This window comes from Niallia taxi, from assembly GCF_032818155.1.
In the GTDB taxonomy this organism is placed as follows: Bacteria; Bacillota; Bacilli; order Bacillales; family Cytobacillaceae; genus Niallia; species Niallia taxi_A.
In genome coordinates this window covers 309,122-326,896 of sequence record NZ_CP102589.1, presented here as the reverse complement: position 1 = coordinate 326,896, position 17,775 = coordinate 309,122, and the positions used below count along the sequence as shown (strand labels likewise).

Sequence of the window (17,775 nt, the reverse complement as noted above, 5' to 3'; positions counted from 1 at the left end):
ATGGTGGATTTCGGAAAAGCTAACAAAATAATACTAGAAATATGAAAAATGCGGTTTTTTGTTTTGAAAACCCTTTTTCTTTTTGTCTTATAAATAGCGTTATATGCTGCTTATAAGATGTTAATAGATGTACTATAACGTTTGATTTGAGGGGTGAATCAGTTGACAGGTCAACTTGTTCAGTATGGACGACACCGCCAGCGCAGAAGCTACGCACGAATTAGTGAAGTTTTAGAATTACCAAATCTAATAGAAATCCAAACCTCTTCCTATCAATGGTTTCTAGATGAGGGATTGCGTGAAATGTTCCAAGATATTTCACCAATTGAAGATTTTACTGGCAACTTATCATTAGATTTTATCGACTATAGCTTAGGTGAACCAAAGTACTCTGTCGAGGAATCAAAAGAGCGAGATGTTACATATTCCGCGCCATTGCGTGTAAAGGTGCGTCTTGTTAACAAAGAAACAGGGGAAGTAAAGGACCAAGATGTGTTCATGGGTGATTTCCCACTTATGACAGAGACTGGTACGTTCGTAATTAACGGCGCAGAGCGTGTTATCGTTTCGCAGTTAGTGCGTTCTCCGAGTGTTTATTATAATGGTAAATTAGATAAGAACGGTAAAAAAGGTTTTACAGCTACTGTAATTCCAAACCGTGGTGCTTGGCTTGAGTATGAAACGGATGCAAAGGATGTTGTATATGTACGTATTGACCGTACACGGAAACTTCCGATTACTGTATTATTGCGTGCGTTAGGATTTGGATCCGATCAAGAAATTCTTGATTTAATCGGTGACAATGAATACTTGAGAAATACTTTAGAAAAAGACAATACTGAAGGTACGGAAAAAGCTCTATTAGAAATCTATGAGCGATTACGTCCTGGTGAGCCACCTACTGTTGAAAATGCTAAAAGTCTATTAGTATCAAGATTCTTTGATCCTAAAAGATATGACTTAGCAAACGTAGGTAGATATAAAATTAACAAAAAGCTTCATATAAAAAATAGATTGTTCGGTCAACGTCTAGCAGAAACGCTTGTAGACCCTGAAACTGGTGAAATTATTGCTGAGAAGGGTACACTTTTAGATCGCCGTGCATTGGACCGTATTATTCCTAATTTGGAAAACAACATCGGCTTCAAGACACTTAGCCCTTATGCTGGCGTTTTAGAAGATGATGTAACAGTTCAATCGGTTAAAATCTATGCACCTATTGATGATGGAGAAAAAGAAATTAATGTTATAAGTAATGCATATGTGGAGGAAGCTGTTAAAAACATCTCTCCTGCAGATATTATTTCTTCAATCAGTTATTTCTTTAACTTGCTTCACGGTGTAGGTCTTACAGATGATATTGACCATTTAGGTAACAGACGTCTTCGTTCTGTTGGTGAATTGCTTCAAAACCAATTCCGCATTGGTTTATCAAGAATGGAGCGTGTAGTGCGTGAAAGAATGTCCATCCAGGATACAAACACGATCACTCCACAGCAACTGATTAACATCAGACCTGTTATTGCATCCATTAAAGAGTTCTTCGGAAGCTCACAGCTTTCTCAGTTCATGGACCAAACAAATCCACTTGCTGAATTGACACACAAACGTCGTTTGTCTGCATTAGGACCTGGTGGTTTGACTCGTGAACGTGCTGGATTTGAAGTGCGTGACGTTCATTATTCTCACTATGGACGTATGTGTCCAATCGAAACTCCAGAGGGACCAAACATTGGTTTGATTAACTCCTTGTCTTCATTTGCTAAAGTGAACCGTTTTGGTTTCATTGAAACACCTTACAGACGTGTTGATGCAGAAACAGGCCAAGTAACGAATCATATCGATTACTTGACTGCTGATGAGGAAGACAACTATGTTGTTGCACAGGCGAACTCTCGTCTTGGTGATGACGGGTCATTCCTTGATGAAGAAGTAGTGTCACGTTTCAGAGGGGAAAACACTGTTGTTAAGCGCGATCGCATTGACTATATGGATGTATCTCCAAAGCAAGTTGTGTCCGCTGCGACAGCATGTATTCCGTTCTTAGAAAACGATGACTCGAACCGTGCCCTAATGGGAGCGAACATGCAACGTCAAGCTGTACCTTTGATGCAGCCAGAAGCTCCAAGAGTTGGTACTGGTATGGAATATGTATCAGGTAAAGACTCAGGTGCAGCTGTTATTTGTAAGCACGAAGGTATTGTTGAACATGTAGAAGCGCGTGAAGTTTGGGTAAGAAGAATTACTGTTATTGACGGCCAAGAAGTAAAAGGCAATTTAGATAAATATAAAATGCTTAAGTTCATTCGTTCTAACCAAGGAACATGCTACAACCAAAGACCTATCGTGGCTGTTGGGAATAGAGTGACTAAGGGCGAAATCCTTGCTGATGGACCTTCTATGGAATTGGGAGAATTAGCTCTAGGAAGAAACGTCCTTGTTGCCTTCATGACTTGGGATGGCTACAACTATGAGGATGCCATCATCATGAGTGAACGATTAGTTAAAGACGATGTTTATACTTCCATCCATATTGAGGAATATGAATCTGAGTCTCGTGATACAAAGCTAGGACCTGAAGAAATTACACGTGACATTCCAAACGTTGGTGAAGATGCCCTTCGCAACTTGGATGACCGTGGTATTATCCGTGTAGGTGCTGAAGTTAAGGATGGAGATCTTCTTGTTGGTAAAGTAACTCCTAAAGGGGTAACAGAGCTTACAGCAGAAGAGCGTCTGCTTCATGCAATCTTTGGTGAAAAAGCACGTGAAGTACGTGACACAAGTCTTCGTGTACCACATGGCGGCGGCGGAATTGTCCACGACGTTAAAGTGTTTAACCGTGAAGACGGCGATGAACTTCCACCAGGTGTAAACCAGCTTGTTCGTGTTTATATTGTACAAAAACGTAAAATTCATGAAGGCGATAAAATGGCAGGACGCCACGGTAATAAAGGGGTTATCTCCCGCATATTACCTGAAGAAGATATGCCTTACCTTCCTGATGGTACACCTGTTGATATCATGTTAAACCCACTAGGCGTTCCTTCTCGTATGAACATCGGACAGGTGCTTGAACTTCACTTGGGTATGGCTGCAAGAAGCCTGAATATCCATGTGGCTTCTCCAGTATTTGATGGTGCACGCGAGGAAGATGTTTGGGAAACAATTAGAGAAGCTGGAATGGCACAAGATGCTAAAACAGTACTTTATGATGGACGTTCAGGCGAACCATTTGATAACAGGGTATCTGTTGGTGTCATGTACATGATTAAACTTGCTCACATGGTTGATGATAAGCTTCACGCTAGATCAACTGGTCCTTACTCTCTTGTTACGCAGCAGCCATTGGGTGGTAAAGCTCAATTTGGTGGACAGCGTTTCGGTGAGATGGAGGTTTGGGCACTTGAGGCTTATGGTGCAGCTTATACTTTACAAGAGATTCTTACTGTTAAATCAGATGACGTTGTTGGTCGTGTGAAGACGTATGAAGCAATTGTTAAAGGTGAAAATGTACCAGAACCAGGTGTTCCAGAATCATTCCGCGTATTGATGAAGGAGCTTCAAAGCTTAGGATTGGATGTTAAAATCCTTTCTAGCACAGAAGAAGAAATAGAAATGCGAGATACAGAAGATGATGATGATATTCAACAAGCTGAATCTCTAACTATAGCACCAGATGCACAAGAGCCTGCATCAGAAAAAGTAGGCATGCAAGAGTAACTTGACGTAATTTTGGAGGAAGGCTGACACTAGTGAAAAAGGGTCAGCCTTCCTAGATTAGACTTTTTTTAGCAAATGTATGTAGGGCTTAGCCTGAAGATCAAAAGGGAGGTAGGACCCTTGTTGGATGTAAATAATTTTGAATTCATGAAAATCGGTTTAGCTTCACCAGATAAAATCCGTTCATGGTCATTTGGTGAGGTAAAAAAACCTGAAACAATTAACTATAGAACTTTAAAACCAGAAAAAGACGGCTTATTCTGTGAGCGTATTTTTGGTCCTACAAAAGACTGGGAATGTCATTGTGGGAAATACAAGCGTGTAAGATATAAAGGTGTAGTTTGTGACCGCTGCGGAGTAGAAGTAACTCGTGCAAAAGTGCGTCGTGAACGTATGGGTCATATCGAATTAGCAGCTCCTGTATCTCACATATGGTACTTCAAAGGAATTCCGAGCCGCATGGGTCTTGTTTTAGATATGTCACCACGTGCTTTAGAAGAAGTTATTTACTTTGCTTCATATGTAGTAACTGATTCAGGTGATACTGCACTTGAAAAGAAACAGCTTCTTTCAGAGAAAGAGTACCGTGCATACCGAGATAAGTATGGTGTTAAGTTCCAAGCATCCATGGGTGCTGAAGCTATCAAAAAGCTTCTTTCTGACATCGATTTAAACAAAGATGTAGAAGGTTTAAAAGAAGAATTGAAAACAGCACAAGGTCAACGCCGTACTCGTGCAATTAAAAGATTGGAAGTTCTTGAAGCATTCCGTGGTTCAGGTAATGAGCCTTCATGGATGATTTTAGATGTTCTTCCTGTCATTCCTCCAGAATTACGACCAATGGTTCAATTGGATGGTGGACGTTTTGCAACATCAGATCTAAATGACCTATACCGTCGTGTAATTAACCGTAACAATCGTCTGAAAAGACTATTGGATTTAGGTGCTCCAAGTATCATTGTGCAAAACGAAAAGCGTATGCTTCAAGAAGCAGTAGATGCGCTTATCGACAATGGTCGTCGTGGCCGTCCTGTTACAGGTCCAGGGAACAGACCGCTTAAATCACTTTCTCACATGCTTAAAGGGAAACAAGGTCGTTTCCGTCAAAACTTGCTTGGTAAACGTGTTGACTACTCAGGTCGTTCAGTTATCGTAGTTGGACCAAACTTGAAAATGTATCAATGTGGACTTCCAAGAGAAATGGCGTTAGAGCTATTTAAGCCTTTCGTTATGAAGGAATTGGTTGAAAAAGGTTTGGCGCATAACATTAAATCTGCTAAGCGCAAAATTGAAAGAGTTCAACCAGAAGTATGGGATGTCTTAGAAGAAGTTATCAGAGAGCATCCAGTATTGCTTAACCGTGCACCGACTTTGCACAGACTAGGTATCCAAGCGTTTGAACCAACACTAGTAGAAGGTCGCGCTATCCGTTTGCATCCACTTGTTTGTACAGCTTATAACGCTGACTTCGATGGTGACCAAATGGCTGTCCATGTTCCATTGTCTTCCGAAGCACAAGCTGAGGCTAGATTGCTAATGCTTGCTGCTCAGAACATCTTGAACCCTAAGGATGGAAAACCAGTTGTTACGCCGTCACAGGATATGGTTCTTGGTAACTACTACTTGACACTTGAAAGAGAAGACTCTGTTGGTGAAGGTATGATCTTCAATGATACGAGTGAGGCATTATTGGCATACCAAAATGGTTATGTTCATTTGCATACTCGTGTTGCTGTGCGTGCAAGTTCTTTGAATAACCAAACATTCACAGAAGAACAAAACAGCCAGCTTCTTTTGACAACTGTAGGGAAATTAGTATTCAACGAAATTCTTCCTGAATCTTTCCCGTACATTAACGAACCAACAAAATCTAATCTTGAAGAAAAAACTCCAGAAAGATTCTTTGTGGAGCAAGGTACAGATGTACGTGCAGCTATTCAAGCTATGCCAATCATTGAGCCATTCAAGAAGAAAATACTTGGAAATATCATCGCTGAAGTGTTCAAGCGATTCAAAATCACTGAAACTTCTAAGATGCTTGATAGAATGAAGGATCTTGGCTTTAGACACTCAACAAAAGCAGGTATTACTGTTGGTGTTGCGGATATCGTGGTTCTTGGAGAAAAACAAGAAATTATTGATGAAGCACAAGGTAAAGTAGATAATGTTATGAAGCAATTCAGACGTGGTCTAATCACAGAAGAAGAGCGTTATGACAGAGTAATCTCTATCTGGAGTGCTGCTAAGGATGTCATCCAAGCGAAACTAATGAAGTCATTGGATATACGAAACCCAATCTTCATGATGAGTGATTCCGGTGCCCGTGGTAACGCATCTAACTTTACACAGCTTGCAGGTATGCGCGGATTGATGGCCAACCCGGCTGGTAGAATCATCGAGTTACCTATCATCTCAAGTTTCCGTGAGGGATTAACAGTATTGGAATACTTCATCTCTACACATGGTGCTCGTAAAGGTCTTGCCGATACAGCACTAAAAACAGCCGATTCGGGTTACTTGACTCGCCGTCTTGTTGACGTTGCTCAGGATGTCATTGTACGTGATGATGACTGTGGAACTGACAGAGGATTGCTTGTTGCAGCTCTTAAAGAAGGCACAGAAATTATTGAGCCATTGGATGAGCGTTTAATTGGACGTTATGCAAGAAGAGCAATTAAACACCCAGAAACAAAAGCAGTTATTGTGGCAGAAAACGAACTTATTACAGAAGATCTTGCTGTTGAAATCGTAGAAGCTGACATTAAAGAAGTGTGGATTCGTTCTGCGTTTACATGTAACACTCGCCATGGTGTATGTAAAAAATGTTACGGACGTAACCTTGCAACTGGTCAAGAAGTTGAAGTTGGTGAAGCAGTTGGTATTATCGCTGCCCAATCTATCGGTGAGCCAGGAACACAGTTAACGATGCGTACTTTCCATACAGGTGGGGTTGCTGGAGACGATATCACACAGGGTCTACCTCGTATTCAGGAAATTTTTGAAGCACGTAACCCAAAAGGTCAGGCTGTAATTACAGAGATGGCAGGGGTTGTTGTCGGAATCAACGAAGGAAGAGACCGTCAGCATGAAATCGTGGTTCAAGGAGAACTTGAAACAAGAACTTACACAGCGCCTTATACTGCTAGACTTAAAGTTAAGATAGATGATGTAGTAGAACAAGGGCAAGAATTGACTGAGGGTTCAATAGATCCAAAAGAATTGATCAAAGTGAAGAACGTTACTGCTGTACAGGAATATCTTCTTCGTGAAGTGCAAAAGGTTTATCGTATGCAGGGTGTTGAAATCGGGGATAAACACGTTGAAGTAATGGTGCGCCAAATGCTTCGAAAAGTGCGTGTAGTTGATGCTGGTGAAACAGAAGTACTACCAGGAACACTACTAGATATCCACCAATTTACTGATGCAAATGCGAAAGCTTTAAGAGAAGGCAAATTGCCTGCAACTGGAAGACCAGTATTGTTAGGTATAACAAAAGCATCTCTTGAAACTGATTCATTCCTATCTGCAGCTTCATTCCAAGAAACTACAAGAGTTCTTACAGATGCTGCTATTAAAGGTAAACGTGATGAACTGCTTGGACTGAAAGAAAATGTTATCATTGGTAAACTAGTTCCAGCTGGAACAGGTATGCCAAGATACCGCAATGCAGAGCCAATTACAGTGGCTGAAACAACAGAAGAATCCGTTTCAGTAGAATAATTTAATGAGATAAATTAATATGATACCAATAAGCATGTGCTAAAGACATAACCATAGTTTTTAGCACTGCTCTTGGTATATTGTAATAAACCTATAATTTTTTTGGGAAAAGAATTGACATCTATTTTCATAGATGATACTATATCAAAGGTGCTCCTATTCACCTGTTGCTTTGGAGGATATCATTTTATGTCTTATGAAAAAGTATCACAGGCCAAAAAAATAGTAGTAGGAACAAAGCAAACGGTAAAAGCGTTAAAGACTGGGAAAGTTGTGGAAGTGATTGTAGCAGAAGATGCTGATCCGATTTTAATTGGAAAGGTAGTGGAAGCTGCCAAAGAAGCAAATGTACCTGTCATACTCGTAGACTCCATGATAAAGCTCGGCAAGTCATGTGGAATAGAAGTAGGCGCGACGACTGTTGCGATAAATATTTAAAAACTGTTTTTATGGAACTTAACCATGAAGACTTTGTTTTTGCCCTAATATGAACCACCTGGATGTGTGGACTTCAAACATAAATGGAAGGGAGGAAAATTAAATGCCAACTATTAACCAATTAGTACGCAAGCCTCGTCAATCTGCTCAAGAGAAGTCGAAGTCTCCTGCGTTAAACAAAGGTTATAACAGCTTCAAAAAATCACAAACTGATGTATCTTCACCTCAAAAACGCGGGGTATGTACTCGTGTTGGTACAATGACACCGAAGAAACCAAACTCAGCGTTACGTAAATATGCTCGTGTGCGTTTGACTAACGGTATCGAGGTTACAGCTTACATTCCAGGAATAGGACACAACCTACAAGAACATAGCGTTGTACTTATCCGTGGAGGACGTGTAAAAGACTTACCAGGGGTACGTTACCATATCGTACGTGGTGCTCTTGACACAGCTGGTGTTAACGGTCGTATGCAAGGTCGTTCTAAATACGGTACGAAAAGACCAAAACCAGCAAAAAAATAATAAACTAATAATATAACAATCGGTTGAAAGGAGGAAATCAAATGCCACGTAAAGGTCCTGTAGCAAAAAGAGACGTATTACCAGATCCAATATACAATTCTAAACTTGTATCTCGTTTGATTAACAAAATGATGATAGATGGTAAGAGAGGTAAATCTCAAGCTATCCTATACTCAGCTTTTGATATCGTTGCACAACGTTCTGGACAAGAGGCAATCGAAGTATTCGATCAAGCTCTTAAGAACATCATGCCAGTACTTGAAGTTAAAGCTCGTCGTGTTGGTGGTTCTAACTATCAAGTACCAGTGGAGGTTCGTCCAGACAGACGTACGACTTTAGGTCTTCGTTGGTTAGTTAACTACGCTCGTCTTCGTGGAGAAAAAACGATGGAAGAGAGATTGGCTAACGAAATTCTAGATGCAGCTAACAACACTGGTGCATCTGTTAAGAAACGTGAAGATACACACAAAATGGCGGAAGCAAACAAAGCATTTGCTCATTACCGCTGGTAGGATTAAGAATTTCAAAAATACTTTCTTATGGAAGGAGAAATACCAATGGCTAGAGAGTTCTCCTTAGAAAATACTCGTAATATCGGTATCATGGCTCACATCGATGCCGGTAAAACGACTACAACTGAGCGCGTACTTTACTATACTGGTCGTATCCACAAAATTGGTGAAACTCACGAAGGTGCATCTCAAATGGACTGGATGGAGCAAGAACAAGAACGTGGTATCACGATCACATCTGCAGCAACAACTGCACAATGGAAAGGTAATCGTGTAAACATTATCGATACTCCAGGGCACGTAGACTTCACTGTTGAAGTTGAACGTTCTCTACGTGTATTAGATGGTGCTGTAGCAGTATTGGATGCACAGTCTGGTGTTGAACCACAAACTGAAACAGTTTGGCGTCAAGCAACAACATACGGTGTACCTCGTGTTGTATTTGTTAACAAAATGGATAAAATTGGTGCAGACTTCCTTTATTCATTAAAAACATTGCATGAACGCTTACAAGCAAATGCTCATGCAATCCAACTTCCAATCGGTGCTGAAGATCAATTCGAAGGCATCATTGACCTAGTTGAAATGAAGGCTACGTTCTATGGTAATGACCTTGGAACTGATATCGAAGACCGAGAAATTCCTGAAGAGTACAAAGATCTTGCTGATGAATACCGTGAAAAATTGGTTGAAGCAGTAGCAGAACTTGATGAAGACTTAATGGAAAAATACCTTGGTGGAGAAGAAATCACTAAAGAAGAATTGAAAGCTGCAATCCGTAAAGGAACTGTAAACGTTGAATTCTACCCTGTAATTTGTGGTTCTGCCTTCAAAAACAAAGGTGTTCAAAAAATGCTTGATGCAGTTATTGATTACTTGCCATCTCCATTAGATGTACCTGCTATTAAAGGTACTATCCCTGATTCTGATGAAGAAGTAACAAGACCATCAAGTGATGATCAGCCATTTGCTGCTTTAGCGTTTAAAGTTATGACTGACCCTTATGTTGGTAAATTAACTTTCTTCCGCGTATACTCTGGTACTTTGAGCTCTGGTTCATACGTACAAAACTCTACTAAAGGTAAGCGTGAGCGTGTAGGACGTATCCTACAAATGCATGCTAACAGCCGTGAAGAGATTACAGAAGTACATGCTGGTGACATCGCTGCTGCTGTAGGTTTAAAAGATACAACAACTGGAGATACTCTTTGTGATGACAAAAACCTAGTTATTCTAGAGTCTATGGAATTCCCAGAGCCAGTTATTGAATTATCAATTGAACCAAAATCAAAAGCTGACCAAGATAAAATGACAACTGCGCTACAAAAATTACAAGAAGAAGATCCTACATTCCGTGCACATACTAACCAGGAAACTGGACAAGTAATCATTGCTGGTATGGGTGAGCTTCACTTGGACATTTTAGTAGACCGTATGCGTCGTGAATTCAAGGTTGAAGCTAATGTTGGTGCTCCTCAGGTTGCTTACCGTGAAACATTCCGTTCTTCTGCTTCAGTTGAAGGTAAGTTCTCACGTCAGTCTGGTGGACGCGGACAATACGGACACGTTTGGATCGAATTCGCTCCGAACGAAGAAGGTAAAGGCTTCGAATTTGAAAATGCAATCGTTGGTGGGGTAGTTCCACGTGAATATATCGCTCCAGTTCAAGCTGGTCTTGAAGATGCATTAGATAGAGGAGTTCTTGCAGGTTACCCATTGGTAGACATCAAAGCTAAATTGTTTGATGGTTCGTACCATGATGTCGACTCATCTGAAATGGCGTTTAAAATTGCCGCTTCTATGGCACTTAAAAATGCTGCTTCAAAATGTAATCCTGTAATCCTTGAGCCAGTCATGAAAGTAGAAGTTATCATTCCAGAAGAATACATGGGTGATATCATGGGTAACATCACTTCACGTCGTGGACGTGTAGAAGGTATGGAAGCTCGTGGTAACGCACAAGTTGTTCGTGCAATGGTACCTCTATCAGAAATGTTTGGTTATGCTACAACTTTACGTTCAAGCACTCAAGGTCGTGGTGTGTTCTCAATGACATTTGATCACTACGAAGAAGTACCAAAATCAATCTCTGAAGAGATCATCAAAAAAAATAAAGGGTAATGATTGATTTTACCCTTTTAATGAAGTATAACTACTATGTAAGCAATAAAGCTGTGATATAATGTCACAGCTCAATACTTAATTTTTACAAATCAAAGGAGGATTTTCCTAATGGCAAAAGCTAAATACGATCGTTCAAAGCCCCATGTAAATATCGGAACTATTGGTCACGTTGACCACGGTAAAACAACTCTAACAGCTGCTATCACTACTGTACTTGCAAAAGCAGGTGGCGGTGAAGCTAAAGGTTACGACCAAATCGACGCTGCTCCTGAAGAGCGCGAGCGTGGTATCACAATCTCTACTGCACACGTTGAGTACGAAACAGCTACTCGTCACTATGCGCACGTAGACTGCCCAGGACATGCTGACTATGTTAAAAACATGATCACTGGAGCTGCTCAAATGGATGGCGGTATCCTAGTTGTTTCTGCAACTGACGGTCCAATGCCACAAACTCGTGAGCACATCCTATTGTCTCGCCAAGTTGGTGTACCTCACCTAGTTGTATTCTTGAACAAATGTGACATGGTTGATGACGAAGAGCTTCTTGAACTAGTTGAAATGGAAGTTCGCGATCTTCTTTCTGAGTATGAGTTCCCTGGTGATGACATTCCAGTTATCAAAGGTTCTGCTCTTAAAGCTCTTGAAGGCGAAGCAGAATGGGAAGAAAAAATCAACGAGCTTATGGCTGCTGTTGATGAGTACATCCCAACTCCAGCTCGTGACACTGAAAAACCATTCATGATGCCTGTAGAGGACGTATTCTCTATCACAGGTCGTGGTACAGTTGCTACTGGACGTGTTGAGCGTGGACAAGTTAAAGTCGGAGACGTTATCGACATTATCGGTCTTGCTGAAGAGAAAAAATCAACTACTGTAACTGGTGTTGAAATGTTCCGTAAATTGCTTGATTATGCTGAAGCTGGTGACAACATTGGTGCACTTCTTCGTGGGGTTGCTCGTGAAGATATCCAACGTGGTCAAGTATTGGCTAAACCAGGCACAATTACTCCACACGTAAGATTCAAAGCTGAAGTTTACGTATTGTCTAAAGAAGAAGGTGGACGTCATACTCCATTCTTCACAAACTACCGCCCACAGTTCTACTTCCGTACAACTGATGTAACTGGTATCTGCAACCTTCCTGAAGGTGTAGAAATGGTTATGCCTGGCGACAACATCGAAATGGATGTTGAATTGATTTCTTCTATCGCTATCGAAGAAGGTACTAAGTTCTCTATCCGTGAGGGTGGACGTACTGTAGGCGCTGGCGTAGTTGCTACAATCGTTGAATAATAATCTTTAATAAACAGGCCGGTTTAATCCGGTCTGTTTTTATGTGAATAGAGTTATTTCTAATTCCTTCTATATATATGTTTTAAATTCAATGATTATTATTTAATTATGATCACAGTAGAATAGATTGTAATTTTATGACTATTCATTAATGGGTTGAAATATATTGATTGTCGCTGTATAATAATCAAAGTGTACAAAACGTATAAAGAAAAATAATTTAGGTATTGCTTTTCTTACAATGTTTATGTATAATAGACAATGTTGGTCTTTGACTGCGATGAAGCAGAAGGTTGCTGACACACCCGGCCGCTTTGCCATGGCGAGTGTGTGGGAAATTTTTGCGGAGAACTGTCTATTCTAAAATAGGCGAAAAGGAGGGAAAATAATGGCAAAACAAAAAATTCGTATTCGTTTAAAAGCGTATGATCATAGAATCCTTGATCAATCTGCTGAGAAAATTGTTGAAACTGCAAAACGCTCTGGTGCTGCTGTATCTGGACCTATTCCGTTACCAACTGAAAAGTCTATCTACACAATCCTACGTGCGGTTCATAAATATAAAGATTCTCGTGAGCAATTTGAAATGCGTACGCATAAACGTCTAATCGACATCGTTAACCCAACACCACAAACTGTAGATTCATTAATGCGTTTGGATTTACCATCAGGTGTAGATATCGAAATCAAACTATAATTTAAATAAATATATAACTACCAGGAGGTGTGACTGAAATGACCAAAGGAATCTTAGGAAGAAAAATTGGTATGACTCAAGTTTTTGCTGAAAACGGCGATCTTATCCCGGTAACAGTAGTTGAAGCTGCTCAAAACGTTGTACTTCAAAAGAAATCTATTGAAACTGACGGCTATGAAGCTGTTCAAATCGGTTTCGAAGATAAACGTGAAAAGTTGTCTAACAAACCTGAAAAAGGGCACGTTGCTAAAGCAAACACTGCTCCTAAGCGCTTCGTTCGTGAATTGCGAGAAGTTAGCTTAGCAGAGTACGAAGTTGGTCAAGAAGTCAAAGTTGATGTTTTCGCTGAAGGCGACATCGTAGATGTAACAGGAATATCTAAAGGTAAAGGTTTCCAAGGCTCAATCAAACGCCACGGACAATCTCGCGGACCAATGTCTCACGGTTCTCGCTACCACCGTCGTCCAGGTTCAATGGGCCCAGTAGCTCCAAACCGTGTATTCAAAGGTAAAGCATTACCAGGACGTATGGGCGGAGAGCAAGTAACTGTTCAAAACCTTGAAATCGTTAAGGTTGATGTTGAGCGTAACCTTCTATTGATCAAAGGTAATGTTCCTGGAGCTAAAAAAGCTCTACTAAAAGTTAAAAGTGCGGTTAAAGCATAATTAGTAAACCGGAAAGGAGGAAACAAGAATGCCTAAAGTTGCATTATTCAACCAAGACGGTACTCAAGCTGGAGATATCGAATTAAAGGATTCTGTATTCGGTATCGAGCCTAACAACAGCGTTCTATTTGAAGCAGTTGTTATGCAAAGAGCTTCTTTACGTCAAGGTACACATAAAACTAAAATTCGTTCTGAGGTTGCTGGTGGTGGTCGTAAGCCATGGCGCCAAAAAGGTACAGGACGTGCACGTCAAGGTTCTATCAGATCTCCACAATGGCGTGGTGGTGGAACAGTGTTTGGACCAGTTCCACGTAGCTATAGCTACAAATTACCTAAAAAGGTACGCAGACTTGCAATCAAATCTGCACTTTCTACTAAAGTATTAGAAGAAAGCATCTTAGTATTGCAAAGCCTAGCTTTCGATGCACCAAAAACTAAAGAATTCAAAACTGTTTTAGGTAATCTATCTGTAGAGAAGAAAGCACTTATCGTTACAGCTGACCTAGATGAGAACGTAGCATTATCTGCTCGTAACATCCCTGGAATCACTGTTGTATCTGCTTCTGATGTTACAGTATTAGATGTATTAAATCATGATAAATTAATCATGACGAAAGCAGCAGTTGAAAAAGTAGAGGAGGTGCTTGCATAATGGATGCACGCGATACTATTAAGCGCCCCGTTATCACAGAACGTTCTACTGACTTAATGGCTGAGAAAAAATATACGTTTGAAGTTGATGTTAGAGCTAATAAAACTCAAGTTAAAGATGCTGTAGAAGAAATTTTCGGCGTTGAAGTTGAGAAAGTTAACATCATGAACTACAAAGGTAAGTTCAAGCGTATGGGCCGTTTCGGAGGCTACACTAACAAACGTCGTAAGGCAATTGTTAAACTAACAGCTGACAGCAAAGAAATCGAATTTTTCGAAGCTTAATATATAACTGAGAAGAGGAGGGAACACAAATGGCGATTAAAAAATACAAACCTACCTCTAATGGTCGACGCAACATGACGTCTTCTGACTTTAGTGAAATCACTACAAGTACTCCAGAAAAATCATTGCTTGCTCCTTTACACAGAAAAGGCGGCCGTAATAACCAAGGTAAGTTAACTGTTCGTCATCAAGGTGGAGGTCATAAGCGTCAATATCGTATCATCGATTTCAAACGCGATAAAGATGGCATTCCAGGACGCGTTGCTACAATCGAGTATGATCCAAACAGATCTGCTAACATCGCGTTAATCAACTATGTAGACGGAGAAAAACGCTACATTCTTGCACCAAAAAATCTAGAAGTTGGCTTAGAAGTAATGTCAGGACCTGAGGCTGATATCAAGCCAGGTAATGCACTACCATTAGTTAACATTCCAGTGGGTACTGTTATCCACAACATCGAATTAAAACCAGGTAAAGGCGGACAATTGGTTCGTTCTGCAGGTACTTCTGCACAAGTTCTTGGTAAAGAAGGTAAATACGTACTTGTACGTTTAAATTCTGGTGAAGTTCGTTTAGTTCTTGCTACATGCCGCGCTTCAATCGGTCAAGTAGGTAACGAGCAACACGAATTAATTAAGATTGGTAAAGCAGGACGCTCTCGCTGGTTAGGCAAACGCCCAACAGTTCGTGGTTCTGTAATGAACCCTAACGACCATCCACACGGTGGTGGTGAAGGACGCGCTCCAATCGGACGTAAATCACCAATGTCTCCTTGGGGTAAACCAACTCTTGGTGCTAAAACTCGCAAGAAGAAAAACAAATCAGATAAATTTATCGTACGTAGCCGTAAAAAATAACGGGGTTGAACTACGGTTCATAACTAGAACCGTAGAACAATCACGAAGGGAGGTTCACTCATGGGTCGCAGCTTAAAAAAAGGACCTTTTGTTGATGATCATTTACTATCAAAGATCGAAAAATTAAGTGAGTCTGATAAGAAACAAGTTATCAAAACTTGGTCTCGTCGTTCTACTATCTTCCCACAATTCATCGGTCAAACAATCGCAGTTTATGATGGTCGTAAGCATGTACCTGTCTACATTACTGAAGACATGGTAGGTCACAAACTTGGAGAATTCGCTCCATCCCGTACTTACAAAGGTCATGCAAGTGACGATAAGAAAACAAGACGTTAATGAGAGGAGGGCATTCATATGCAAGCTAAAGCTGTTGCAAATACAGTTCGTATTGCTCCTCGTAAAGCTCGTTTAGTCGTAGATTTAATTCGAGGTAAGCAAGTAGGCGAAGCGGTAGCAATTTTGAAGTTAACTCCAAAAGCTGCTTCACCTATCGTAGAAAAAGTTCTTAAATCTGCTATTGCAAATGCAGAGCATAACTACGAAATGGATATCAATAACTTAGTGGTTGAACAAGCATACGTTAACGAAGGACCAACACTTAAACGTTTCCGTCCACGTGCTATGGGTCGTGCAAGTCAGATCAATAAACGTACTAGCCACATCACTATCGTTGTATCAGAAAAGAAGGAGGGGTAATCAGTGGGTCAAAAAGTAAATCCAGTCGGTTTGCGTGTCGGGATCATCCGTGATTGGGAATCTAAATGGTACGCAGGCAAAGACTATGCTGATCTTTTACACGAAGACCTTAAAGTACGTGAATACATTACAAAACGTTTAAATGACGCTTCTGTTTCTAAAGTTGAAATCGAACGTGCAGCTAACCGTTTGAATGTTACTGTTCACACTGCTAAACCAGGAATGGTTATTGGTAAAGGTGGTACAGAAGTTGAAGCTTTACGTAAAGCTCTTAACTCACTTACTGGTAAACGTGTACACATCAATATTCTTGAAATCAAAAGAGCGGACATGGATGCAAAACTTGTTGCTGAGAACATTGCTCGTCAATTAGAAAACCGTGTATCTTTCCGTCGTGCTCAAAAACAAGCTATCCAACGTTCAATGCGTGCGGGTGCTAAAGGTATTAAAACAATGGTATCAGGTCGTCTTGGCGGTGCAGATATCGCTCGTTCTGAGTCATATAGTGAAGGAACTGTTCCTTTGCACACTCTACGTGCTGACATTGATTATGCTACAGCTGAAGCAGATACTACTTATGGTAAATTAGGCGTTAAAGTTTGGATCTATCGTGGAGAGATCCTTCCAACGAAGAAGAAAACTGAGGAAGGAGGCAAATAATAATGTTACTACCTAAACGTGTTAAATACCGTCGTGTACACCGTGGAAAAATGCGCGGTCAAGCAAAAGGCGGCACAGAAGTAACTTTCGGTGAATATGGTTTGCAATCTTTAGAAGCATCTTGGATTACTAACCGTCAAATTGAATCTGCTCGTATCGCGATGACTCGTTACATGAAACGTGGCGGTAAAGTTTGGATCAAAATTTTCCCACATAAGCCTTACACTGCAAAGCCTCTAGAAGTCCGCATGGGTTCCGGTAAGGGTGCTCCAGAAGGTTGGGTAGCAGTTGTTAAGCCTGGAAAAATTATGTTCGAAATTGCTGGTGTTTCTGAAGAGATCGCTCGTGAGGCACTTCGCCTTGCATCACACAAACTTCCAGTTAAATGTAAGTTTGTAAAACGTGAAGAAATTGGTGGTGAAACTAATGAAAGCTAATGAAATTCGTGACCTTACCACTGCAGAAATTGAACAAAAAGTTAAATCTTTAAAAGAAGAGCTTTTCAACCTTCGCTTTCAATTAGCGACAGGACAACTTGAAAATACAGCTCGTATTCGTGAAGTACGCAAAGCGATTGCTCGCATGAAAACAGTTATTCGTGAAAGAGAAATCGGCGTCAATAATCGATAACGTGAGAGGAGGTTCGTAAGATGAGCGAACGCAATCAACGCAAAGTCTATACTGGCCGTGTTGTTTCTGACAAAATGGATAAAACCATTTCTGTTGTTGTAGAAACTTACAAAAAGCACCCATTATATGGCAAACGCGTGAAATACTCTAAAAAGTATAAAGCTCACGATGAGCAAAATACAGCTAAAATTGGCGATGTTGTACGTATTATGGAAACACGTCCATTATCAGCTACAAAACGTTTCCGTCTTGTAGAAGTAGTAGAAAAAGCAGTTATTATATAATTGTT

General features: G+C 40.5%; 18 protein-coding genes. All 18 read left to right on the top strand.

Annotated elements, in window-relative coordinates; all coding sequences use genetic code 11:
• Positions 1-162 precede the first annotated feature (162 nt).
• Positions 163-3,723 (top strand): DNA-directed RNA polymerase subunit beta, encoded by a 3,561-nt coding sequence (rpoB, locus tag NQZ71_RS01665; RefSeq protein WP_275009677.1) that lies wholly within the window; start codon positions 163-165, stop codon positions 3,721-3,723.
• Positions 3,724-3,843: 120 nt separating this feature from the next.
• Positions 3,844-7,443 (top strand): DNA-directed RNA polymerase subunit beta', encoded by a 3,600-nt coding sequence (gene rpoC, locus NQZ71_RS01660; RefSeq protein ID WP_260055501.1) that lies wholly within the window; start codon positions 3,844-3,846, stop codon positions 7,441-7,443.
• Positions 7,444-7,632: 189 nt separating this feature from the next.
• A complete protein-coding gene (locus NQZ71_RS01655) occupies positions 7,633-7,881 on the top strand; it encodes a 50S ribosomal protein L7ae-like protein (RefSeq protein ID WP_144458337.1) in 249 nt (82 codons plus the stop codon).
• A 103-nt stretch (positions 7,882-7,984) separates the two neighbouring features.
• A complete protein-coding gene (gene rpsL, locus NQZ71_RS01650; RefSeq protein ID WP_127742393.1) occupies positions 7,985-8,407 on the top strand; it encodes a 30S ribosomal protein S12 in 423 nt (140 codons plus the stop codon).
• A 41-nt stretch (positions 8,408-8,448) separates the two neighbouring features.
• Entirely contained in the window at positions 8,449-8,919 is a 471-nt protein-coding gene (gene rpsG / locus NQZ71_RS01645; protein WP_127742395.1) for a 30S ribosomal protein S7, read from the top strand.
• Between the two features lie 45 nt (positions 8,920-8,964).
• Positions 8,965-11,040, top strand: a complete 2,076-nt coding sequence (gene fusA, locus NQZ71_RS01640) for an elongation factor G (RefSeq protein WP_127742397.1) — start codon at positions 8,965-8,967, stop codon at positions 11,038-11,040.
• Between the two features lie 111 nt (positions 11,041-11,151).
• Entirely contained in the window at positions 11,152-12,339 is a 1,188-nt protein-coding gene (gene tuf / locus NQZ71_RS01635; RefSeq protein WP_260055502.1) for an elongation factor Tu, read from the top strand.
• Positions 12,340-12,727: 388 nt separating this feature from the next.
• On the top strand, positions 12,728-13,036 hold the full coding sequence (gene rpsJ / locus NQZ71_RS01630; RefSeq protein ID WP_009336571.1) for a 30S ribosomal protein S10: 309 nt from the start codon (positions 12,728-12,730) through the stop codon (positions 13,034-13,036).
• Positions 13,037-13,074: 38 nt separating this feature from the next.
• On the top strand, positions 13,075-13,701 hold the full coding sequence (rplC, locus tag NQZ71_RS01625; protein ID WP_127742401.1) for a 50S ribosomal protein L3: 627 nt from the start codon (positions 13,075-13,077) through the stop codon (positions 13,699-13,701).
• Positions 13,702-13,729: 28 nt separating this feature from the next.
• The gene (rplD, locus tag NQZ71_RS01620) at positions 13,730-14,353 is read left to right on the top strand and encodes a 50S ribosomal protein L4 (protein WP_127742403.1); all 624 of its coding nucleotides are present in this window, start codon (positions 13,730-13,732) and stop codon (positions 14,351-14,353) included.
• Positions 14,353-14,637: a 50S ribosomal protein L23 gene (rplW, locus tag NQZ71_RS01615; RefSeq protein ID WP_144458335.1), complete on the top strand. Its 285-nt coding sequence runs from the start codon at positions 14,353-14,355 to the stop codon at positions 14,635-14,637. Before rplD ends, rplW begins: the two co-directional genes overlap by 1 nt.
• Positions 14,638-14,666: 29 nt before the next feature.
• Positions 14,667-15,497, top strand: a complete 831-nt coding sequence (gene rplB, locus NQZ71_RS01610) for a 50S ribosomal protein L2 (RefSeq protein ID WP_127742408.1) — start codon at positions 14,667-14,669, stop codon at positions 15,495-15,497.
• Positions 15,498-15,557: 60 nt separating this feature from the next.
• Positions 15,558-15,836, top strand: a complete 279-nt coding sequence (gene rpsS, locus NQZ71_RS01605) for a 30S ribosomal protein S19 (RefSeq protein WP_127742411.1) — start codon at positions 15,558-15,560, stop codon at positions 15,834-15,836.
• Positions 15,837-15,854: 18 nt separating this feature from the next.
• Positions 15,855-16,196 (top strand): 50S ribosomal protein L22, encoded by a 342-nt coding sequence (gene rplV, locus NQZ71_RS01600; RefSeq protein WP_127742413.1) that lies wholly within the window; start codon positions 15,855-15,857, stop codon positions 16,194-16,196.
• 3 nt (positions 16,197-16,199) lie between these two features.
• Positions 16,200-16,856, top strand: coding sequence for a 30S ribosomal protein S3 (gene rpsC, locus NQZ71_RS01595; protein WP_127742415.1), 657 nt, complete (start codon positions 16,200-16,202; stop codon positions 16,854-16,856).
• 2 nt (positions 16,857-16,858) lie between these two features.
• The gene (gene rplP, locus NQZ71_RS01590) at positions 16,859-17,293 is read left to right on the top strand and encodes a 50S ribosomal protein L16 (RefSeq protein ID WP_127742417.1); all 435 of its coding nucleotides are present in this window, start codon (positions 16,859-16,861) and stop codon (positions 17,291-17,293) included.
• Positions 17,283-17,486, top strand: a complete 204-nt coding sequence (rpmC, locus tag NQZ71_RS01585; protein ID WP_003351417.1) for a 50S ribosomal protein L29 — start codon at positions 17,283-17,285, stop codon at positions 17,484-17,486. Before rplP ends, rpmC begins: the two co-directional genes overlap by 11 nt.
• Positions 17,487-17,506: 20 nt before the next feature.
• Positions 17,507-17,770, top strand: coding sequence for a 30S ribosomal protein S17 (gene rpsQ, locus NQZ71_RS01580; RefSeq protein ID WP_127742419.1), 264 nt, complete (start codon positions 17,507-17,509; stop codon positions 17,768-17,770).
• Positions 17,771-17,775: the final 5 nt, after the last annotated feature.

Excerpts from the sequence above, each read along its gene's own strand:
- rpsS (WP_127742411.1), top strand. The coding sequence starts at position 15,558 with ATGGGTCGCAGCTTAAAAAAAGGACCTTTTGTTGATGATCATTTACTA.
- rpsQ (WP_127742419.1), top strand. The coding sequence starts at position 17,507 with ATGAGCGAACGCAATCAACGCAAAGTCTATACTGGCCGTGTTGTTTCT.
- rpsJ (WP_009336571.1), top strand. The coding sequence starts at position 12,728 with ATGGCAAAACAAAAAATTCGTATTCGTTTAAAAGCGTATGATCATAGA.
- rplD (WP_127742403.1), top strand. The coding sequence starts at position 13,730 with ATGCCTAAAGTTGCATTATTCAACCAAGACGGTACTCAAGCTGGAGAT.
- rplW (WP_144458335.1), top strand. The coding sequence starts at position 14,353 with ATGGATGCACGCGATACTATTAAGCGCCCCGTTATCACAGAACGTTCT.
- rpsL (WP_127742393.1), top strand. The coding sequence starts at position 7,985 with ATGCCAACTATTAACCAATTAGTACGCAAGCCTCGTCAATCTGCTCAA.
- rplV (WP_127742413.1), top strand. The coding sequence starts at position 15,855 with ATGCAAGCTAAAGCTGTTGCAAATACAGTTCGTATTGCTCCTCGTAAA.
- rpsG (WP_127742395.1), top strand. The coding sequence starts at position 8,449 with ATGCCACGTAAAGGTCCTGTAGCAAAAAGAGACGTATTACCAGATCCA.
- rplB (WP_127742408.1), top strand. The coding sequence starts at position 14,667 with ATGGCGATTAAAAAATACAAACCTACCTCTAATGGTCGACGCAACATG.
- tuf (WP_260055502.1), top strand. The coding sequence starts at position 11,152 with ATGGCAAAAGCTAAATACGATCGTTCAAAGCCCCATGTAAATATCGGA.
- NQZ71_RS01655 (WP_144458337.1), top strand. The coding sequence starts at position 7,633 with ATGTCTTATGAAAAAGTATCACAGGCCAAAAAAATAGTAGTAGGAACA.
- rplP (WP_127742417.1), top strand. The coding sequence starts at position 16,859 with ATGTTACTACCTAAACGTGTTAAATACCGTCGTGTACACCGTGGAAAA.
- fusA (WP_127742397.1), top strand. The coding sequence starts at position 8,965 with ATGGCTAGAGAGTTCTCCTTAGAAAATACTCGTAATATCGGTATCATG.
- rplC (WP_127742401.1), top strand. The coding sequence starts at position 13,075 with ATGACCAAAGGAATCTTAGGAAGAAAAATTGGTATGACTCAAGTTTTT.
- rpmC (WP_003351417.1), top strand. The coding sequence starts at position 17,283 with ATGAAAGCTAATGAAATTCGTGACCTTACCACTGCAGAAATTGAACAA.